The sequence below is a fragment of the Saccharomonospora azurea NA-128 genome (assembly GCF_000231055.2).
GTDB classification, from domain to species: Bacteria; Actinomycetota; Actinomycetes; order Mycobacteriales; family Pseudonocardiaceae; genus Saccharomonospora; species Saccharomonospora azurea.
Map to the genome: position 1 here is coordinate 3,271,270 of NZ_CM001466.1, position 17,596 is coordinate 3,288,865.

Below are 17,596 nucleotides of genomic sequence, written 5' to 3' on the forward strand. Positions count from 1 at the left end.
CCTGGGAGAATAGGCCGTGTGCTTCCTCTGACCGACACCCCGGCGCGGCGCCGTCGTCGTGAGTCGTTTCGCGGCGTTGCCGGGGACGGAGTCGACGTCGTCGAGGGGGCCCGCCGGTGAATCCCTCCACAGCGCAGGCTCGCGTGCTCGTGGACGAACTCGTGCGCAACACGGTGTCCCACGTGGTGCTGAGTCCGGGCTCCCGCAACGCCCCTCTGTCGTTCGCGCTGCACGACGCCGCGGCGGCGGGCAGGCTCACGCTGCACGTGCGCATCGACGAGCGCAGTGCGGCCTTCCTGGCTCTGGGCATCGCCGCGCGCACGGGCAGGCCGGTCGCGGTGGTGTGCACGTCGGGCACGGCGGCCGCGAACTTCCACCCCGCGGTGCTGGAGGCCGACCGGGCGGGGGTGCCGTTGATCGTGCTGACGGCCGACCGGCCGCCGGAGCTGCGGGCCGCGGGGGCGAACCAGGTCGTGGAGCAGCGCCACCTGTACGGCGGCGCGGTGCGCTACTTCGACGAGCTCGCCGTCGCCGAGCGCAAGCCGGGGCAGAACGCGTACTGGCGCAGCCAGATCTGCCGGGCCTGGAACGCCGCGTACGGCGAGTGGCGGTGCGGGCCGGTGCACCTCAACATCCCGTTCCGCGAGCCGCTCGTGCCCGAGCCAGTCGGCACCGCCGGGGCCGACTGGCCCGAATCCCTCGACGGCAGGCCGCAGGGTGCGCGGTGGACCGAGCTGCCCGATTTCGGCGCGCTCCCGTCGTTCGTGGTGCCGTCGGCCCGGCACGGCCTGGTGATCGCGTGTGACGCCGGGGTGCGGGCGGCCAGCGAGTGGGCCGAACTGCACGGCTGGCCCGTGATCGCGGAGACCGGTGGCCTGGGGCTCGGGGGCACGACGGCGATCTCCGCCGGCGTGTGGCTGCTCGGGTTGGAGGAGTTCGTCGCCGAGCACAAGCCGGAGCAGGTGCTGTGCATCGGCAGGCCCACCGTCTTCCGGCAGGTGCAGCGCGTGCTGTCGGACTCGGACGTCGAGGTGCTGCTCGTGCGGCCCGACTCCGACTGGCCCGCCCCGGCGCACAACGTGCGGCAGGTGGGGCAGTGGTTCGACGAACCGGCGAAGCCCGCCGACCCGGAGTGGCTGCTGCGCTGGCGCCGGGCCGACGCGGCCGCCACGGCGGCGGTGCGGGAGACCCTGGCCGACGCGCCGTGGCCGAACGGGCTGAGTGTGGCGAACGAGCTGGTGGAGAACCTGCCCGAGGACTCCCTGCTGGTGGTGGGTTCGTCCAACCCGACGCGGGACGTCGCGCTCGTCGGCGGGTGCAGACCGGACGTGCTGGTGCACCGCAACCGCGGGGTCGCGGGCATCGACGGCACGCTGTCCACGGCCTCGGGCGCGGCGCTGGTGCACCCCGGGCCGTCGTACGCCTTCGTGGGCGATCTGACCTTCCTGCACGACGTCAACGGCCTGCTCACGGGGCCGTCGGAGCTCCGCCCCGATCTCACGGTCGTGGTGCTCAACGACGACGGCGGCGGGATCTTCTCGTTGTTGGAGCAGGGCGAGGAGGAGCATCGGGGCAGCTTCGAGCGGATCTTCGGAACTCCCCACGGCGCCGACCTGTCCGCTCTCTGCGCGGGATACGGGGTGCCGCACACGCTCGCCGAGTCGCGGGCGGCGCTGCGTGAGGCGCTCCGGCCCGCTCCCGGGCTGCGCGTGGTGGAGGTGCGGGTCGACCGTTCCCGGCGCCGGGACCTGCACGCGGGGCTGCGGGCCGCGGTGGCGAGGGCCGTCGGCACCCGGTAGGGGACACGCCACTTTCGCCCGTGTTTCCACGGTGGTCGGAGCACTACCGTTCGTGAGCATGCGCAAACGAACACGTGTCTACGCCGCCGGTGTGGCGACGAGCCTGGCAGCGGTGCTGACGGCCACCACGGCGAGCGCCGCGCCCGCGCCCGGAACGCCCGGGGTCGGCGACCCGTACTACCCAGGCGACGGCAACGGGGGCTACGACGTCATCCACTACGACATCCGGCTCACCTACGAGCCGGGCACCGACCACCTCTCCGGCACCACGACGATTCTCGCGACGCCCACGGCGGAGCTGTCGAGCTTCAACCTCGACTTCGCCCTGGACGTCGAGTCGGTGCGGGTGAACAACCGCCCGGCGCGGGTCGATCGTGATCCCGCCGACCCGACCGAGGTCGTGGTCACCCCGGCCGCCGAGCTGGCGCCCGGTGAGCCGATGACGGTCGTGGTCCGCTACGCCGACACCCCGTCGGAGGTGGAGGTGAACGGTTTCACCGCGTGGAAGCGCACCGACACCGGGGCCCTGGCCGTCGACGAGCCGCACGTCGCCGAGTGGTGGTACCCCTCGAACGACCACCCGACCGACAAGGCGACCTACGACGTGTCGGTGGCGGTGCCCGACGACGTCGCCGCCCTGTCGAACGGCGTGCTCACGGGACAGAGCAAGACCCGCGCGGGATGGACGCGCTGGAACTGGCGCAGCGCCGAGCCGCAGGCCACGTACCTGACGTTCCTCGCCGTGGGCGACTACGACGTGCGTTCGTCCACCACACCGAGCGGGCTGCCGAGCCTCAACGCCTACGACGCGGGGCTGGGAGAGATCCGCCCGGCGGCCGAGGCGAGTGTGGAGCGCACCCCCGAGGTCGTGGAGTTCCTGGAGGAGCTGTTCGGGCCGTATCCGTTCGAAGCGCAGGGCGGCGTGGTCACGCACGGCCTGGGCTTCGCGTTGGAGACGCAGACGCGGTCCGTCTACGACGCCGGGTTCTTCAGCCGGGGGTCGAACATGTCGGTCGTGGTGCACGAGAACGCTCACCAGTGGTTCGGCGACTCCGTGTCGCTCGGGGCGTGGAGCGACATCTGGCTCAACGAGGGCTTCGCGAGCTACGCCGAGTTCCTGTGGTCGGAGCACGCCGGTGAGGGCACGGCCGCCGAGCTCGCCCAGTACCTCTACGACTCGATCCCGGCCGACGACCCGTTCTGGCAGGTGCTGCCCGGTGACCCGGGGGCGGAGAACCAGTTCCACGCGGCGGTCTACGACCGCGGTGCGCTCGCCGCGCACGCGCTGCGCACGACGGTGGGCGACGAGGTGTTCGTCGAGATCCTGCGCACGTGGCTCGACACCTACCGCGGTACCCACGCCACGCTGGACGACTTCGTGGCGCTGGCCGAGGAGCTGTCGGGAACGCAGCTCGACGAGGTGTTCGACACCTGGCTGTTCACGAAGGGCAAGCCCGAGGTCGGACCGAACGGCGCCTCGGCGGACTCGGCGGCGAGGACGACCGCGGTCACCGAGCCGGAGTCGTTCCGCGAGATCTCCTTCACGCACGAGCAGCTGGCGAAGCGCCACTAGCTCGGTCGATATGCTCGCCGTGTGAACCTCGACGGCCCCGAGTCCACCCAGGAAGCACAGGCGCCCGAGGCGCGACGCGCGCACGCTCTGCGCCTCGGTGCCTGGGGCGTGCTCGGGGCCGCCTCGGTGATCACGTTGCTGGCGGTACTGGTGGTGCTGGGCGCGTTCCGCAACGACCAGGTGATCGCCGAGAACCACGGCACGGCCACGGCCCTGGTCGAACAGGTCATGTTCGACCGCACGCTCATCCGCTACGACACCCCCGACGGGGTGTCGCACAGCCCCGAGAACGGGGTGCTCTACCCGGACGGCCTCACCGCGGGGCAGCTCGTGCGCATCGAGTACGACACCACCGACCCGGAGCTCGCCAAGGTCGCGGGGCGGACGTGGTTGCTGACGCTGCTGCCCGTGTCGACGACGCTGCTGTTCACGTGGCTCGTCGCCGGCCCGCTGGTGTGGTTCCTCCGCTCGCGCCTGCGCACGCTGTCGGCGTCGTCCGGGCCCGCGCGGACTCCCGAGACGTCGGTGCCGCGCCAGGGCTGACCCGGCCGCGCGACCACCCGCACGACCAGCCGGAACGACCTTCGTGAACCGTGCCGAGGCGGGCCCGCGCTTCGGTCGCGTGCTGCTCGGCCTGCGGGTTCGTACGTCGGCCGAAGGGGCCCGACTAGACTCCCGCCATGGCCCGAGCGAGCCTGGACAAGGACCCAGCCGATGTCGCCGCGATGTTCGACGGCGTCGCGAAGCGTTACGACCGCACGAACTCCGTGATGACGTTCGGCTTCGACCGCCGGTGGCGGGTCATCACGGGCCGGGTGCTCGACGCCCGTCCCGGCGAGCGGGTGCTCGACCTGGCCGCCGGAACCGGGGTGTCCACCGAGGAGTACGCCAGAGGCGGCGCGTGGTGCGTCGCGGCCGACTTCTCGCTCGGCATGCTCCAGGGAGGCCGCGACCGCGGACTGCCGATGGTGGCCGCCGACGCGCTGAAGCTGCCGTTCGCCGACGAGTCCTTCGACGCGGTCACGATCTCGTTCGGCCTGCGCAACTTCGTCGACACCTCCGCGGCCCTGACCGAGATAGCGCGGGTCGTCAAGCCCGGCGGCAGGCTGGTCGTGTGCGAGGTGTCGACGCCCACGTTCGCGCCCATCCGGTTCGTCTACCGCAAGTTCGCCCTGCGGCTGATGACCTGGTTCGGCAGGCGGGTCTCGTCGAACCCGGACGCGTACGTCTACCTGTTCGAATCCATGCTGACCTGGCCGAACCAGCGGCGGCTTGCGGAGATCATCGCCGACTCGGGGTGGCGCAGCGTCGAGTGGATGAACCTCACGTTCGGCGTCGTGGCCATCCACCGTGCATGGAAGGCGAAGAGCGCCTCGTAGACTCGCCGCATGACTCACGACGCGGAGGTCATCGTCGTCGGTGCGGGCCCGGCGGGCTCCACCGTCGCCACCTATCTCGCCCGGGCGGGCGTCGACGTGCTCGTACTCGAGAAGACGAGCTTCCCTCGCCCGAAGGTGTGTGGTGACGGACTCACGCCCCGCGGCGTGAAGCAGCTCATCGACCTCGGCATCGACACCAGCCAGGAAGCGGGCTGGGTGCACAACCGGGGCCTGCGCATCCTCACCGGTGAGCTGACGCTGGAACTCGACTGGCCGGACCTCACCGCCTACCCGCCGTACGGTGTCTCGCGCACGCGCCAGGACTTCGACGACCTGCTCGCGAAGACGGCCGTCAAGGCCGGGGCGCGCCTGCTGGAGCGCACCACCGTGACCGGCGCGATCACCGACGAGCGCACCGGCCGGGTGGTCGGCGTCGAGGCGAAGCAGGGACCCGAGCGCAAGCCCGTCACCTACCGCGCGCCGCTCGTGCTGGCGTGCGACGGGGTGTCGGCGCGGCTCGCACTGTCGGTCGGCATCCAGAAGAACGACAGCAGGCCGATGGGCGTCGCGGTGCGCCGCTACTACCGCAGTCCCCGTCACGACCAGGCGTACATCGAGGGGCACCTGGAGCTGTGGGACCGCAGCGACCCGCGCAACCCCGCCCTGCTGCCGGGTTACGGCTGGGCGTTCCCACTCGGCGACGGCACCGTCAACGTCGGTCTGGGCATGCTGTCGACGTCGAAGTCCTTCCGCAGCATCGACTACCGCGCGCTGCTGCGGTCGTGGCTCGACTCGACCCCGGAGGAGTGGGGTTACCGCGAGGAGAACGCGGTCGGGCGCGTCGGCGGAGCGGCCATCCCCATGGGCTTCAACCGCACACCGCACTACCGCGACGGCCTGTTGCTGCTGGGTGACGCCGGCGGCATGGTGAGTCCCTTCAACGGCGAGGGCATCGCGGCCGCGATGGAGTCGGCGCGGTTGGCCGCCGACCACGTGGTACAGGCGCTCGCCCGCCCGGAGGGGCCGTCCCGGGAGCGGGCGCTACAGGGCTACCCGCGTGCGGTGGCCGATCTGATGGGCGGCTACTACCGCCTGGGCAACCTCTTCGCCAAGGCCATCGGCAACCCGAAGGTCATGCGCGCCGCGACCAAGTACGGCCTGCGCATCCAGCCGCTGATCCCGTTGGTGTTCAAGGGCCTGTCGGGTTGTTACGACCCGAAGGGCGGCGACGCCGTCGACCGCCTCGTCGCCACGCTGTCACGGCTCGCGCCCGCGCCGCGCTGACGGTCGGCGGAGGCGGTCCGACACGTCCCACGCCCCAGTGGGAAAGATCACAGTACGCCCGTACTCCTATGTGGCGGGGGCCACGTATCGGAGTGTTTTGTGCAGGTCGCACAGGGTGTCCACCGAGGGGCCAGAACGCCCTTGACGTCGCCGTACCGCATCTGGTTGCGCCGGGGGGCTAGCGACAAGGTGTGAGTTGCGTCTTACACTGCACCCATGTTTTGTGAAGGGCTTCACAACCGCGTAGGGCGGCTTGTGAACGGCTTCACAAGCCGGGTTGGTTGCGCCGTTCGTGACAGAGGTGGTCGAGAACACAAAGTAAGGCGGTCCTTACCCACAGCGGTGTGGCGTAGGTCCCTTAGAGTCTCGCCACGACAGTCAGTTGTCGACCATGTCCGTTACGCAGCGGCGCGTGAAAGGATGGTGCCGCAGTGATTCCCTCGATCTCCTCGGTGTCCGCGGTAGAGGTTCTGGCGCAGGGGAGCGCGGATTCCGGCCTCGGCGTTTTCCTCCCACTCGTCCTGTTGCTCGCGCTCGCGCTCGCGTTCGCGCTCTTCTCCGTCCTGTTGGGACCGTTGCTCGGCCCCAGCCGGTACAACAAGGCCAAGCTCTCCGCCTACGAGTGCGGTATCGAGCCGTCCCCGCAGCCGCTCGTGGGCGGCGGCCGCATGAACATCGCCTACTACGTCACGGCGATGCTCTTCATCCTCTTCGACATCGAGATGGTGTTCCTCTTCCCCTACGCCGTGTCGGCGGACTTCCTGGGGCTGTGGGGAGTCGCGGCCGTCTCGGTGTTCATCGCGACGTTCTTCATCGCCGACATCTACGTGTGGCGGCGCGGCGGGCTGGATTGGAACTGATCGAACCATGGGTCTCGAAGAGAAGCTCCCGAACGGCATCCTGCTGGCGACGCTGGAGGGCGTGGTCAACTGGGCGCGCAAGAACTCGATGTGGCCGGCCACGTTCGGTCTCGCCTGCTGCGCCATCGAGATGATGACCACCGGCGGTTCGCGCTACGACATCTCGCGGTTCGGCATGGAGCGCTTCAGTGCCACGCCCCGCCAGGCCGACCTGATGATCGTCGCGGGCCGGGTCACGCAGAAGATGGCCCCGGTCCTGCGCCAGATCTACGACCAGATGGCCGAGCCCAAGTGGGTGCTCGCCATGGGCGTGTGCGCCTCCTCGGGCGGGATGTTCAACAACTACGCCGTCGTGCAGGGCGTCGACCACATCGTTCCGGTCGACATGTACCTGCCCGGATGTCCGCCGAGGCCCGAGATGTTGCTCGACGCGATCCTCAAGCTCCACGCCAAGGTGCAGGACGAGCCGATGGGTCCGCGGCGGGCGGCGCTGCGGGCCGAGAGCGGGAAGCAGACGGAAATCATCCCGTCGTCGATCAAGTTCGCGAAAAAGTGATGGGCATGCCTGACGAGAAGCCAGAGACCGGCGGCGAACTGTCGAGCGCCGAGCACAGTGAGCAGGGTCTGCGCCCCCAGGGCTCCGAGCCCGCGCGTCCCGTCGAGCCTGTGGTCGCGGGGCGGGAACGCCACGGCATGTTCGGGGTCTCCGGGAGCGGTGACACCTCGGGTTACGGCGGCCTCCGGCTGCCCGCGTACTCGCCGCCGCCCGCCGAGCGGCCCTACGGCGGCTGGTTCGACGAGTTCGCCGACGAGTTCTTCGCGGCGTTGTCGGACAACGGGATTCCCGCCGAGGCGATCCAGCAGGTGACGGTCGACCGCGGCGAGATCACGTTCTACGTGCAGCGCGAGCACCTCGTGGCGATCTGCCGGACGCTGCGCGACGACCCGGGCCTGCGGTTCGAACTGTGCGCGTCGGTGTCCGGTGTGGACTACGGCGTGGACGTTCCCCAGCGGCTGCACTCGGTGTACCACCTGCTGTCGATGACGTACCGGCGGCGGATCCGCCTCGAGGTCACGCTGGACGTCGACGACCCGCACGTGCCGTCCGTCGTGGACGTCTACCCGACGGCCGACTGGCAGGAGCGCGAGGCCTACGACATGTTCGGCATCGTCTACGACGGCCACCCGGCGCTGACCCGGATCCTCATGCCGGACGACTGGGAAGGCCACCCGCAGCGGAAGGACTACCCGCTGGGCGGCATCCCGGTGGAGTACAAGGGCGCGGAAATCCCGCCTCCCGACACGCGGAGGTCCTACTCATGACCACGAGCGACCGCATCGCCGACGCGAGCACCGGCACGGACACGACGGCCGAGGGCAGCACGGGCGGTGCCACCGACACGCGGTACGCCGAGCACCGCGAGACCACCGAAGGTCGCGTGTACACGGTCAGCGGTGGCGACTGGGACGACGTCCTCTCCGACGCCGACCAGGCCGAACGCATGATCATCAACATGGGGCCGCAGCACCCGTCGACCCACGGCGTGCTGCGACTCGTGCTGGAGATGGAGGGCGAGACCGTCACTCAGCTCCGGTCGGTGATCGGCTACCTCCACACCGGTATCGAGAAGAACACCGAGTACCGCACGTGGACCCAGGGCGTCACCTTCGTGACGCGCATGGACTACCTCTCGCCGCTGTTCAACGAGATGGGCTACTGCATGGCGGTGGAGAAGCTCCTCGACATCGAGGTGCCCCGCCGCGCGCAGCTGCTGCGGATCATGCTGATGGAGCTGAACCGCATCGCCTCCCACCTCGTGTACATCGCCACGGGCGGCATGGAACTCGGCGCCACCACCGCGATGACGCTCGGGTTTCGTGAGCGCGAGGAGGTCCTGCACCTGCTCGAACACCTCACGGGGCTGCGCATGAACCACGCGTTCATCCGGCCCGGTGGGCTCGCGCAGGACATGCCGGAGGACTTCGACGAGAAGGTCACCGAGTTCTGCAAGGTGATGGACAAGCGGCTGCCGCTGTACGACAAGCTGTTCACCGGACAGCCGATCTGGCGCAACCGCCTCAAGGGCGTGGGGTACCTGCCTCTCGACGCCTGCCTCGCGCTGGGCGTCACCGGCCCGGTGCTGCGGTCGGCGGGACTTCCGTGGGACCTGCGCAAGGTCGAGCCGTACTCCGGCTACGAAGAGATCGACTTCGACGTGCCGACGTCCACCGACGCCGACTGCTGGGCGCGCTACCTCCTGCGCGTGGAGGAGATGCACCAGTCGTTGCGGATCGTCCGGCAGGTGCAGAAGATGCTGGAGCCGGGCCCGGTGATGGTCGAGGACCGCAAGATCGCGTGGCCGGCGCAGCTGTCCATCTCCAGCGACGGACTGGGCAACTCCCTCGAACACGTCCGCAAGATCATGGGCCAGTCGATGGAGTCGCTCATCCACCACTTCAAGCTGGTCACGGAGGGTTTCCAGGTCCCGCCCGGCCAGGTGTACACCGCCGTGGAGTCGCCACGAGGCGAGCTCGGGTTCCACGTCGTGTCCGACGGCGGCACCAGGCCGCTGCGTTGCCACGTGCGCGAACCGAGCTTCGTGAACCTGCAATCGATGCCTGCCATGGCGGAGGGCGGCCTCGTCGCCGACGTCATCGCAGCCATCGCCTCGATCGACCCGGTGATGGGGGGAGTGGACCGATGACCACACCGTCGCAGCAGCCGTCGCAGACACCGAAGCCCGGTTCGCAGCCGGCCGAGCAGACCTACGCGGCCGCGTCGGACGACGTGGACGTCGCGGCCATCTCGCCGGTGAGCGACGACGGCGAACGGCTGCGTGAGACGCCGCCCGCCGACCCGTTCGGGCCCGACATCGACGCCGAGGCGAAGGAACTCGCCGCGCGCTATCCGCAGTCGCGCTCGGCGCTCCTGCCGATGCTGCACCTCGTGCAGTCGGTGCAGGGGTACGTGAGCCAGGAGGGCATCGCGTTCTGCGCCCGGCAGCTCGATCTCAGCGAAGCCGAGGTCAGCGCCGTCGCCACCTTCTACACGATGTACAAGCGCAGGCCGTGCGGCCAGCACCTGGTGAGCGTGTGCACCAACACGCTGTGCGCGGTGCTCGGTGGCGACGACATCTACAAGAAGCTGTCGGAGCACCTCGGCGAGGACGGCAAGCCCCTCGGACACGAGGAGACGTCGGGTGAACCGGGTGAGACCGGCTCCATCACGTTGGAGCACGCCGAGTGCCTGGCGGCGTGCGACCTCGGCCCGGTGCTGCAGGTCAACTACGAGTACTTCGACAACCAGACGCCCTCCTCGGCGGTCGAGCTCGTCGACGCGTTGCGGCGTGGCGAGAAGCCGCAGCCGACACGCGGCGCACCGCTGACGGACTTCCGTTCGGTGGAGCGCCAGCTCGCCGGATTCTTCCCCGAGGAAGAGGACGTGTTCCGATCCGATGTGGACGCTCCTTCGCAGGCCGTGGAGACCTTGCGAGGAGCGCAGCTCGCCGCGGATCGCGGGTGGACGGCGCCGGTGATGCCGGAGAACGCCCCGTTGCCGGAGGTGGAGGCGAAATGAACGACGCTGCTTTCTCACGTTCGTGGAGCCGACCGGGGTGGGCCCCCGCTGTGGCAGATGCGTCTGCCGCAGTAGGGGAGGGTGTCCCGCAGGGCGAGGTGGAGGCGAAATGACAGCGGATGCTTTGACCCCGGTTCTGACGAAGCGGTGGCTCTCGCCGCAGTCGTGGCGGTTGGCGACCTACGAGAAGTTGGAGGGCTACACGGCCCTGCGCAAGGCATTGTCCGGTACCCCGGAGCAGCTGGTGAAGCTGGTCAAGGACGCCGGGCTGCGGGGTCGCGGCGGCGCCGGCTTCCCGGCGGGCGTGAAGTGGTCGTTCATGCCGCCGAACGAGGACAAGCCGCACTACCTGGTGATCAACGCCGACGAGGGTGAGCCGGGCACGTGCAAGGACATCCCGTTGATGATGGCCGACCCGCACTCGCTCATCGAGGGTTGTGTGATCGCCGCCTACGCCATGCGGTCGCATCACTGCTTCATCTACGTGCGTGGGGAGGCGTTGCACCCGATCCGCAGGCTCAACTCGGCCGTGCGGGAGGCGTACCAGGCGGGTTACCTCGGCAAGAACATCCTGGGTACCGGTTACGACCTCGACATCACGGTGCACGCGGGCGCGGGTGCCTACATCTGCGGTGAGGAGACGGCGCTGCTCGACTCGCTGGAGGGTCGTCGTGGTCAGCCGCGGTTGAAGCCGCCGTTCCCGGCGGCCGCCGGTCTGTACGCCGCACCCACCACCGTGAACAACGTCGAGACGATCGCGAGCGTTCCCTACATCGTCAACGGCGGTGCCGACTGGTTCCGGAAGATGGGCACGGAGAAGTCGCCCGGCCCGAAGATCTACTCGATCTCCGGGCACGTGGAGAAGCCGGGTCAGTACGAGGCCCCGCTCGGCACGACGCTGCGGGAGCTTCTGGAGCTGGCGGGCGGCATGAAGGACGGCATCCCGCTCAAGTTCTGGACTCCGGGCGGGTCGTCGACACCGCTGTTCACCGCGGAGCACCTGGACGTGCCGCTCGACTTCGAGGGTGCGGCCGAGGCCGGGTCGATGCTGGGCACGACCGCCGTGATGGTGTTCAACGAGACGGTGTCGGTGCCGTGGGCCGTGATGAAGTGGACCCAGTTCTACGAGCACGAGTCGTGCGGCAAGTGCACGCCGTGCCGCGAGGGCACCTACTGGCTGGCGCAGATTCTGGAGCGCATGGTCGAAGGCCGGGGCACCGAAGAGGACATCGACACGCTGCTCGACGTCTGCGACAACATCCTCGGCCGGTCGTTCTGCGCGCTCGGCGACGGTGCCACGAGCCCCATCACCAGTGGCATCAAGTACTTCCGCGACGAGTTCGTCGCACTGTGTGAGAAGAACCGGGCGAGCTCGCCCGAATTGGTGGGAGCATCATGACCATCGCACCCGAGGCCGCCTCGAAGGACGAGATCCCGGTTCCCGAGGGCCACGTCAAGCTCACCATCGACGGTGAGGAGGTCGTCGCCCCCAAGGGCGAGTTGCTGATCCGTACCGCCGAGCGGATGGGCACGGTCATCCCGCGATTCTGCGACCACCCGCTGCTCGACCCGGCGGGCGCGTGCCGCCAGTGCCTGGTCGAGGTGGAGATGGGCGGGCGGCCGATGCCGAAGCCGCAGGCCGCGTGCACGATGACCGTGGCCGACGGCATGGTGGTGAAGACGCAGCGCACCTCGCCCGTCGCCGACAAGGCGCAGCAGGGTGTGATGGAGCTGCTGCTCATCAACCACCCGCTCGACTGCCCGATCTGCGACAAGGGCGGCGAGTGCCCGCTGCAGAACCAGGCGATGGCGCACGGGCGGCCCGAGTCCCGCTTCCAGGACCGCAAGCGCACGTTCCCGAAGCCGTTGCCGATCTCGACGCAGGTGCTGCTCGACCGCGAGCGGTGCGTGCTCTGCCAGCGGTGCACGCGGTTCTCGTCGCAGATCGCGGGCGACCCGTTCATCGACCTGCTGGAGCGCGGTGCGCAGCAGCAGATCGGCACGTCCGAGACCGCCGACGTCCTCGGAGGCCTGACGAGCGAGAATGAGGGACGCGCTCGTCGAGGCCGACCGGGTGCGGGTGTCCCGCAAGAAACGTCCGCATCCAGGACCAGCGGTGGCACGCCGTTCCAGTCGTACTTCTCGGGCAACACCATCCAGATCTGCCCGGTGGGTGCGTTGACCAGCGCCCAGTACCGGTTCCGCTCGCGCCCGTTCGACCTGGTGTCGTCGCCGAGCGTGTGCGAACACTGCTCGGTGGGTTGTGCGATGCGCACGGACTTCCGGCGCGGCAAGGTGATGCGTCGCCTCGCCGGGGACGACCCGCAGGTCAACGAGGAATGGCTGTGCGACAAGGGCCGCTTCGCGTTCCGGTACGCCGGGGCGGCCGACCGCATCCGCCACCCGCTCGTGCGCAACCGCGACACGGGCGAGCTGGAGCGGGCCTCGTGGACCGAGGCGTTGCAGGTGGCCGCGGAAGGGTTGGCGAAGGCACGCGACGGCCGCGGAGCCGGCGTGCTGCCGGGCGGCAGGCTCACGGTCGAGGACGCCTACGCCTACAGCAAGTTCGCCAGGGTGGCGCTGCGGACCAACGACATCGACTTCCGGGCCCGGGCGCACTCGGCGGAGGAACTGGACTTCCTCGCCTCGCACGTCCTCGGCACCACGCCGGAGAACGGAGTCACCTTCGACCAGCTCGAAGCCGCGCCACTGGTGTTGTGCGTGGCGTTCGAGCCGGAGGAGGAGGCTCCCGTGCTGTTCCTGCGGTTGCGCAAGGGCGCCCGCGACAAGGGCACGAAGCTCGTCCACATCGGTCAGTGGACCACCCCGGCGGTGAAGAAGACCCTCGGCGAGTTGCTGGCCTGCGCGCCGGGCGCCGAGGCGGGCGCCGTCGACGCGCTGGCGGAGCACGCTCCCGACGTCGACGAGCAGCTGCGGGCGGAGGGCTCGGTCGTGCTCGTCGGCGAGCGGGCTGCCGAGATCCCCGGCCTGTACTCGGCGTTGCACCGGTTGTCCGAGCGCACGGGAGCCCCGATCGCGTGGGTCCCGCGGCGGGCGGGCGAGCGGGGTGCGCTCGAAGCGGGTGCTCTGCCGACGTTGCTTCCCGGCGGGGCGGCCGTCACCGACGACGCCGCCCGCGCGACGCTCGAACGCGCGTGGAACCTCGACGCCGGATCGCTGCCCGCGCAGCCGGGTCGCGACACGACGGCGATCCTCACCGCCGCCCGCAACGGCGACCTCGACGGTCTGCTGGTGGGCGGTGTGGAGCTCGCCGACCTGCCCGATCCGGAGCTCGCGCTCGAAGCCGTGCGCCGCTGCGGCTTCGTGGTCAGCCTCGAACTGCGGCCCAGCGAGGTCACCGGCCACGCCGACGTGGTGCTGCCCATCGCGCCGGTCGACGAGAAGTCGGGCACCTACCTCAACTGGGAGGGGCGCAGGCGCGAGTTCTCGGTGACGCTGGACGGCACCGGCGCGCTGCCCGACTGCCGGGTCCTCGACACGCTCGCCGTCGAGATGGACGCGGACCTGTTCACGCAGACGCCCGCCGCCGCGGCCGGCGACTTCACCCGGAGCACGAACGACCTCGCCGGAGCACCGCACGCGGCTCCCGACGTGCCGAGCCCGTCGGTGGCGTCGCCCGAGCCGGGGAAGGCGCTGCTCGCGACCTGGCGTCAGCTCCTCGACGACGGGGTGCTGCAGGACGACGAGCCGCACCTCGCGGGCACCGCGCGCCGGGTGGTGGCGAGGATCCCGCGCTCCCTGGCGGACTCGCTCGGCGACCCGGCGTCGGTGACGGTGTCCACCGACCGCGGCGCGGTGACGCTGCCCGCGGAGGTCGCCGACCTTCCCGACGGCGTCGTGTGGCTGCCGGGCAACTCGCCGGACTCGAAGCTCCGAGCCACGCTCGGGGTCGGACACGGCGCCGTGGTGTCGATCGCTGCCGGAGGTGAACGGTGAGCCCAGCGACCTCGATGGTTCCCTTCCTCGCGCAGGCCGAAGAGCCGATGACGAGGGCGGAACTGCTGGCGGACGACCCGCTGTGGTTGATCCTGCTGAAGGCCGTCGTCATCCTCCTGATCGGTCCGATCCTGACGGTGTTCCTCATCGTCATCGAGCGCAAGGTCATCGGCCGGATGCAGAACCGGCCCGGCCCCAACCGGGTCGGACCGGGCGGTTGGCTGCAGTCGCTCGCCGACGCGCTCAAGCTGCCGTTCAAGGAACAGATCATTCCGGACACGGCAGACCGCAAGATCTACTTCCTCGCGCCCGTCATCACCGTGGTGCCCGCCCTGGTCGGGCTCGCGGCGATCCCGTTCGGGCCCGAGGTCACGATCTTCGGCGAACGCACCGTGCTGCAGCTGATCGAACTGCCCGTCAGCGTGCTGCTGGTCCTGGCCGGCGCGTCGGTCGGGGTGTACGGCATCGTGCTCGCCGGGTGGTCGTCCGGCTCGCCGTATCCGCTGCTCGGTGGGCTCCGCTCGGCCGCGCAGGTGATCTCCTACGAGATCGCGATGGGACTGTCGATCGTGGGCGTGGCGCTGTACGCCCAGTCGCTGTCCACCGGTGAGATCGTGGACGCGCAGGCGAGCGGCTGGTACTTCTACCTGCTCCTGCCGAGCTTCGTCATCTACCTGATCTCGATGGTCGGCGAGACGAACCGGGCGCCGTTCGACCTGCCCGAGGCGGAGTCGGAGCTGGTCGGTGGTTTCCACACCGAGTACAGCTCGATGAAGTTCGCGATGTTCTTCCTCGCCGAGTACACCAACATGGTCATCGTCTCGGCGTTCGCCACCACGCTCTTCCTCGGCGGCTGGATGTTCCCGTTCGTGGGCCTCGACTCGCCGCTCAACCAGGGCTGGTGGCCGGTCCTGTGGTTCTTCGGCAAGATGGCCGTCCTGCTGTTCGGCTTCGTCTGGCTGCGGGGCACGCTGCCGCGGTTCCGCTACGACCAGTTCATGAAGCTCGGCTGGAAGGTCCTCATCCCGGTCGGCCTGGTCTGGATCATGGTCATCTCCGCGATCAGGGCGCTGCGCACCGACGGCAACGTGTCCACCACGCAGATCCTCGTCGTGGGCGGGATCATCATCGCCGTCCTGGTGCTGCTCACCCTGTTGCTGCCGGAGAAGCAGGCCCCCGAGTCGGACGCCGTACCCGTCACCGGCAGCGACTACCCGTTGCCGCCGCTCGACCTCGCGGTGCCCACGACGACCCCGCGTCAGAAGGCGTTGAAGGCGAAACAGCGCTCGGCCCGCAAGTCCGTCGAGAACGGACAGTCGGAGGCCGAGAAGGCCGACGAAGCCGAGCGGGCGGAGCCGGCGTCGGTCACCTCAGGTAAGGAGAACAGCGATGGGGATGTTTGATCCCATCAAGGGCTTCGGTGTCACCTTCGCGACGATGTTCAAGAAGGTGGCCACGGAGGAGTACCCGGAGATCGGGGCCCCGGCCGCGCCGCGCTACCACGGCCGCCACCAGCTCAACCGGCATCCGGACGGGCTGGAGAAGTGCGTCGGCTGCGAGCTGTGCGCCTGGGCGTGCCCCGCCGACGCGATCTTCGTCGAGGGCGGCGACAACACCGACGAGGAGCGGTACTCGCCGGGGGAGCGGTACGGCAAGGACTACCAGATCAACTACCTGCGGTGCATCGGCTGCGGCCTGTGCGTCGAGGCGTGCCCCACCCGCTCCCTCACGATGATCAACTTCTACGAGCTGGCGGACGACGACCGGCAGAAGCTGATCTACACGAAGGAAGACCTGCTCGCGCCGTTGCTCCCGGGCATGGAGCAGCCGCCGCACCCGATGCGCCTCGGTGACGACGAGCAGGACTACTACGTGAGGGGACCCGAGCTCGCCCGGCAGCGCGGCGTGCCTTCCGGCGAGGTGGTCGAGACGTCCGGAGAGAAGGCAGCACAATGACCACCGGGATGACGCTGACGGCGTTGACCGCGCCGCTGACGAACACCGTGCTCGCGCAGGCCGACGCCGGTGTGTCCACGGGTGAGGCGGTCGCGTTCTGGATCCTCGGGCCGCTGGCGTTGGCCGGGGCGCTCGGCATGGTGTTCGCCCGCAACGCCGTGCACTCGGCGCTGTGGCTGGTGCTGACGATGCTCTCCCTCGGGATGCTGTACCTCACCCAGGGGGCGCAGTTCCTCGGCTTCACCCAGATCATCGTCTACACCGGCGCGATCATGATGCTGTTCCTGTTCGTGCTCATGCTGGTGGGGCGCGAGTCGTCCGACTCGGTGGTCGAGGTGCTGCGAGGACAACGCCTGACGGCCGGTCTCGTCGGGATCGGCGTCGCCGTGTTGCTGGCCGCCGCGCTGACCCGCGCCATCGCGAACGTCACGCCCGCACAGCCGCTCGACCCGTGGAGCGAGGAGGGTGGTGGCGCCGGCGGCCTCGGCCGTCTGATCTTCACCGACTACCTGTTCCCGTTCGAGTTGACGGCGGCGTTGCTGATCACCGCTGCGATGGCGGGCATGGTGCTGTCGTTCACCACCCGCCACATGAAGGGCGGCAAGCGCAGCCAGCGCGAACTGGTGGTCGCCCGGTTCCGTGGCGAGTACGAGCGCCCGTCGCCGAAGCCCGGCCCCGGCGTGTTCGCCACGTCGAACTCGGTGGCCACACCCGCGCTGCTGCCCGACGGGTCGGTCGCGCCCGAATCGCTGTCGGAGCTCATCGAGTCGACTCCCACGGCCAAGCTGCAGGAGCACCGCAAGCAGCTGGCCGCGGAGTCGGAGGAACCGGGCGCGAAGGCGCTCGTCGGCTCCGACACGCGTGAGGGCGCAGGCTCCGACGAGGGGGAGGACAAGTGAACCCCACGTACTACCTGCTGCTGTCGGCACTGCTGTTCACGATCGGCGCCGTCGGCGTCCTCGTGCGCCGCAACGCCGTCGTGGTGTTCATGTGCATCGAGTTGATGTTGAACGCCGTGAACCTGTCGCTGGTGACGTTCTCGCGCATCAACGGCTCGATCGACGGTCAGGTGATGGCGTTCTTCGTGATGGTCGTGGCCGCGGCCGAGGTCGTGGTCGGGCTGGCGATCATCATGTCGATCTTCCGGACCCGGCGTTCGGCTTCGGTCGACGACTCCAACCTGCTGAAGTACTAGCCTCCAACCACAGGGA

Annotated in this window: 16 protein-coding genes; all 16 read left to right on the forward strand. The window is 69.6% G+C overall.

Going from position 1 to position 17,596, the window contains the following annotated elements:
- Positions 1-116: 116 nt before the first annotated feature.
- Positions 117-1,799, forward strand: a complete 1,683-nt coding sequence (gene menD, locus SACAZDRAFT_RS14955; protein WP_005443063.1) for a 2-succinyl-5-enolpyruvyl-6-hydroxy-3-cyclohexene-1-carboxylic-acid synthase — start codon at positions 117-119, stop codon at positions 1,797-1,799.
- Between the two features lie 58 nt (positions 1,800-1,857).
- Positions 1,858-3,372, forward strand: a complete 1,515-nt coding sequence (locus tag SACAZDRAFT_RS14960; protein ID WP_005443065.1) for a M1 family metallopeptidase — start codon at positions 1,858-1,860, stop codon at positions 3,370-3,372.
- 21 nt (positions 3,373-3,393) lie between these two features.
- Positions 3,394-3,915, forward strand: coding sequence for a DUF3592 domain-containing protein (locus tag SACAZDRAFT_RS14965; protein ID WP_005443066.1), 522 nt, complete (start codon positions 3,394-3,396; stop codon positions 3,913-3,915).
- 137 nt (positions 3,916-4,052) lie between these two features.
- Positions 4,053-4,751: a demethylmenaquinone methyltransferase gene (locus SACAZDRAFT_RS14970; RefSeq protein WP_005443067.1), complete on the forward strand. Its 699-nt coding sequence runs from the start codon at positions 4,053-4,055 to the stop codon at positions 4,749-4,751.
- Between the two features lie 9 nt (positions 4,752-4,760).
- Entirely contained in the window at positions 4,761-6,035 is a 1,275-nt protein-coding gene (locus SACAZDRAFT_RS14975; RefSeq protein ID WP_005443068.1) for a geranylgeranyl reductase family protein, read from the forward strand.
- A 452-nt stretch (positions 6,036-6,487) separates the two neighbouring features.
- Positions 6,488-6,895 carry an NADH-quinone oxidoreductase subunit A gene (locus SACAZDRAFT_RS14980; RefSeq protein WP_176662520.1) on the forward strand — a complete coding sequence of 136 codons (408 nt, stop codon included), beginning with the start codon at positions 6,488-6,490 and terminating at the stop codon, positions 6,893-6,895.
- A gap of 7 nt (positions 6,896-6,902) precedes the next feature.
- Positions 6,903-7,451, forward strand: coding sequence for a NuoB/complex I 20 kDa subunit family protein (locus SACAZDRAFT_RS14985; RefSeq protein WP_005443070.1), 549 nt, complete (start codon positions 6,903-6,905; stop codon positions 7,449-7,451).
- Entirely contained in the window at positions 7,451-8,218 is a 768-nt protein-coding gene (locus tag SACAZDRAFT_RS14990) for an NADH-quinone oxidoreductase subunit C (RefSeq protein WP_005443071.1), read from the forward strand. The genes SACAZDRAFT_RS14985 and SACAZDRAFT_RS14990 overlap by 1 nt, the downstream gene beginning before the upstream one ends.
- A complete protein-coding gene (locus tag SACAZDRAFT_RS14995) occupies positions 8,215-9,600 on the forward strand; it encodes an NADH-quinone oxidoreductase subunit D (RefSeq protein ID WP_005443072.1) in 1,386 nt (461 codons plus the stop codon). The genes SACAZDRAFT_RS14990 and SACAZDRAFT_RS14995 overlap by 4 nt, the downstream gene beginning before the upstream one ends.
- Positions 9,597-10,472 carry an NADH-quinone oxidoreductase subunit NuoE gene (gene nuoE, locus SACAZDRAFT_RS15000; protein ID WP_005443074.1) on the forward strand — a complete coding sequence of 292 codons (876 nt, stop codon included), beginning with the start codon at positions 9,597-9,599 and terminating at the stop codon, positions 10,470-10,472. The genes SACAZDRAFT_RS14995 and nuoE overlap by 4 nt, the downstream gene beginning before the upstream one ends.
- Positions 10,473-10,581: 109 nt before the next feature.
- Positions 10,582-11,871, forward strand: coding sequence for an NADH-quinone oxidoreductase subunit NuoF (gene nuoF, locus SACAZDRAFT_RS15005; protein ID WP_005443075.1), 1,290 nt, complete (start codon positions 10,582-10,584; stop codon positions 11,869-11,871).
- Positions 11,868-14,429 (forward strand): NADH-quinone oxidoreductase subunit G, encoded by a 2,562-nt coding sequence (locus SACAZDRAFT_RS15010; protein WP_005443076.1) that lies wholly within the window; start codon positions 11,868-11,870, stop codon positions 14,427-14,429. The genes nuoF and SACAZDRAFT_RS15010 overlap by 4 nt, the downstream gene beginning before the upstream one ends.
- A 14-nt stretch (positions 14,430-14,443) precedes the next feature.
- Entirely contained in the window at positions 14,444-15,832 is a 1,389-nt protein-coding gene (gene nuoH / locus SACAZDRAFT_RS15015) for an NADH-quinone oxidoreductase subunit NuoH (RefSeq protein ID WP_198283943.1), read from the forward strand.
- Positions 15,819-16,385, forward strand: a complete 567-nt coding sequence (gene nuoI / locus SACAZDRAFT_RS15020; RefSeq protein WP_005443078.1) for an NADH-quinone oxidoreductase subunit NuoI — start codon at positions 15,819-15,821, stop codon at positions 16,383-16,385. Before nuoH ends, nuoI begins: the two co-directional genes overlap by 14 nt.
- The gene (locus tag SACAZDRAFT_RS15025; protein ID WP_005443079.1) at positions 16,382-17,284 is read left to right on the forward strand and encodes an NADH-quinone oxidoreductase subunit J; all 903 of its coding nucleotides are present in this window, start codon (positions 16,382-16,384) and stop codon (positions 17,282-17,284) included. Before nuoI ends, SACAZDRAFT_RS15025 begins: the two co-directional genes overlap by 4 nt.
- The gene (gene nuoK / locus SACAZDRAFT_RS15030) at positions 17,281-17,580 is read left to right on the forward strand and encodes an NADH-quinone oxidoreductase subunit NuoK (RefSeq protein WP_005443080.1); all 300 of its coding nucleotides are present in this window, start codon (positions 17,281-17,283) and stop codon (positions 17,578-17,580) included. The genes SACAZDRAFT_RS15025 and nuoK overlap by 4 nt, the downstream gene beginning before the upstream one ends.
- The last annotated feature ends 16 nt before the right edge of the window (positions 17,581-17,596 follow it).

Coding starts and splice junctions, on each gene's coding strand:
- SACAZDRAFT_RS14960 (WP_005443065.1), top strand. CDS start 1,858: ATGCGCAAACGAACACGTGTCTACGCCGCCGGTGTGGCGACGAGCCTG.
- SACAZDRAFT_RS14970 (WP_005443067.1), top strand. CDS start 4,053: ATGGCCCGAGCGAGCCTGGACAAGGACCCAGCCGATGTCGCCGCGATG.
- SACAZDRAFT_RS14975 (WP_005443068.1), top strand. CDS start 4,761: ATGACTCACGACGCGGAGGTCATCGTCGTCGGTGCGGGCCCGGCGGGC.
- SACAZDRAFT_RS14985 (WP_005443070.1), top strand. CDS start 6,903: ATGGGTCTCGAAGAGAAGCTCCCGAACGGCATCCTGCTGGCGACGCTG.
- SACAZDRAFT_RS14990 (WP_005443071.1), top strand. CDS start 7,451: ATGGGCATGCCTGACGAGAAGCCAGAGACCGGCGGCGAACTGTCGAGC.
- SACAZDRAFT_RS14995 (WP_005443072.1), top strand. CDS start 8,215: ATGACCACGAGCGACCGCATCGCCGACGCGAGCACCGGCACGGACACG.
- nuoE (WP_005443074.1), top strand. CDS start 9,597: ATGACCACACCGTCGCAGCAGCCGTCGCAGACACCGAAGCCCGGTTCG.
- nuoF (WP_005443075.1), top strand. CDS start 10,582: ATGACAGCGGATGCTTTGACCCCGGTTCTGACGAAGCGGTGGCTCTCG.
- SACAZDRAFT_RS15010 (WP_005443076.1), top strand. CDS start 11,868: ATGACCATCGCACCCGAGGCCGCCTCGAAGGACGAGATCCCGGTTCCC.
- nuoH (WP_198283943.1), top strand. CDS start 14,444: ATGGTTCCCTTCCTCGCGCAGGCCGAAGAGCCGATGACGAGGGCGGAA.
- nuoI (WP_005443078.1), top strand. CDS start 15,819: ATGGGGATGTTTGATCCCATCAAGGGCTTCGGTGTCACCTTCGCGACG.
- SACAZDRAFT_RS15025 (WP_005443079.1), top strand. CDS start 16,382: ATGACCACCGGGATGACGCTGACGGCGTTGACCGCGCCGCTGACGAAC.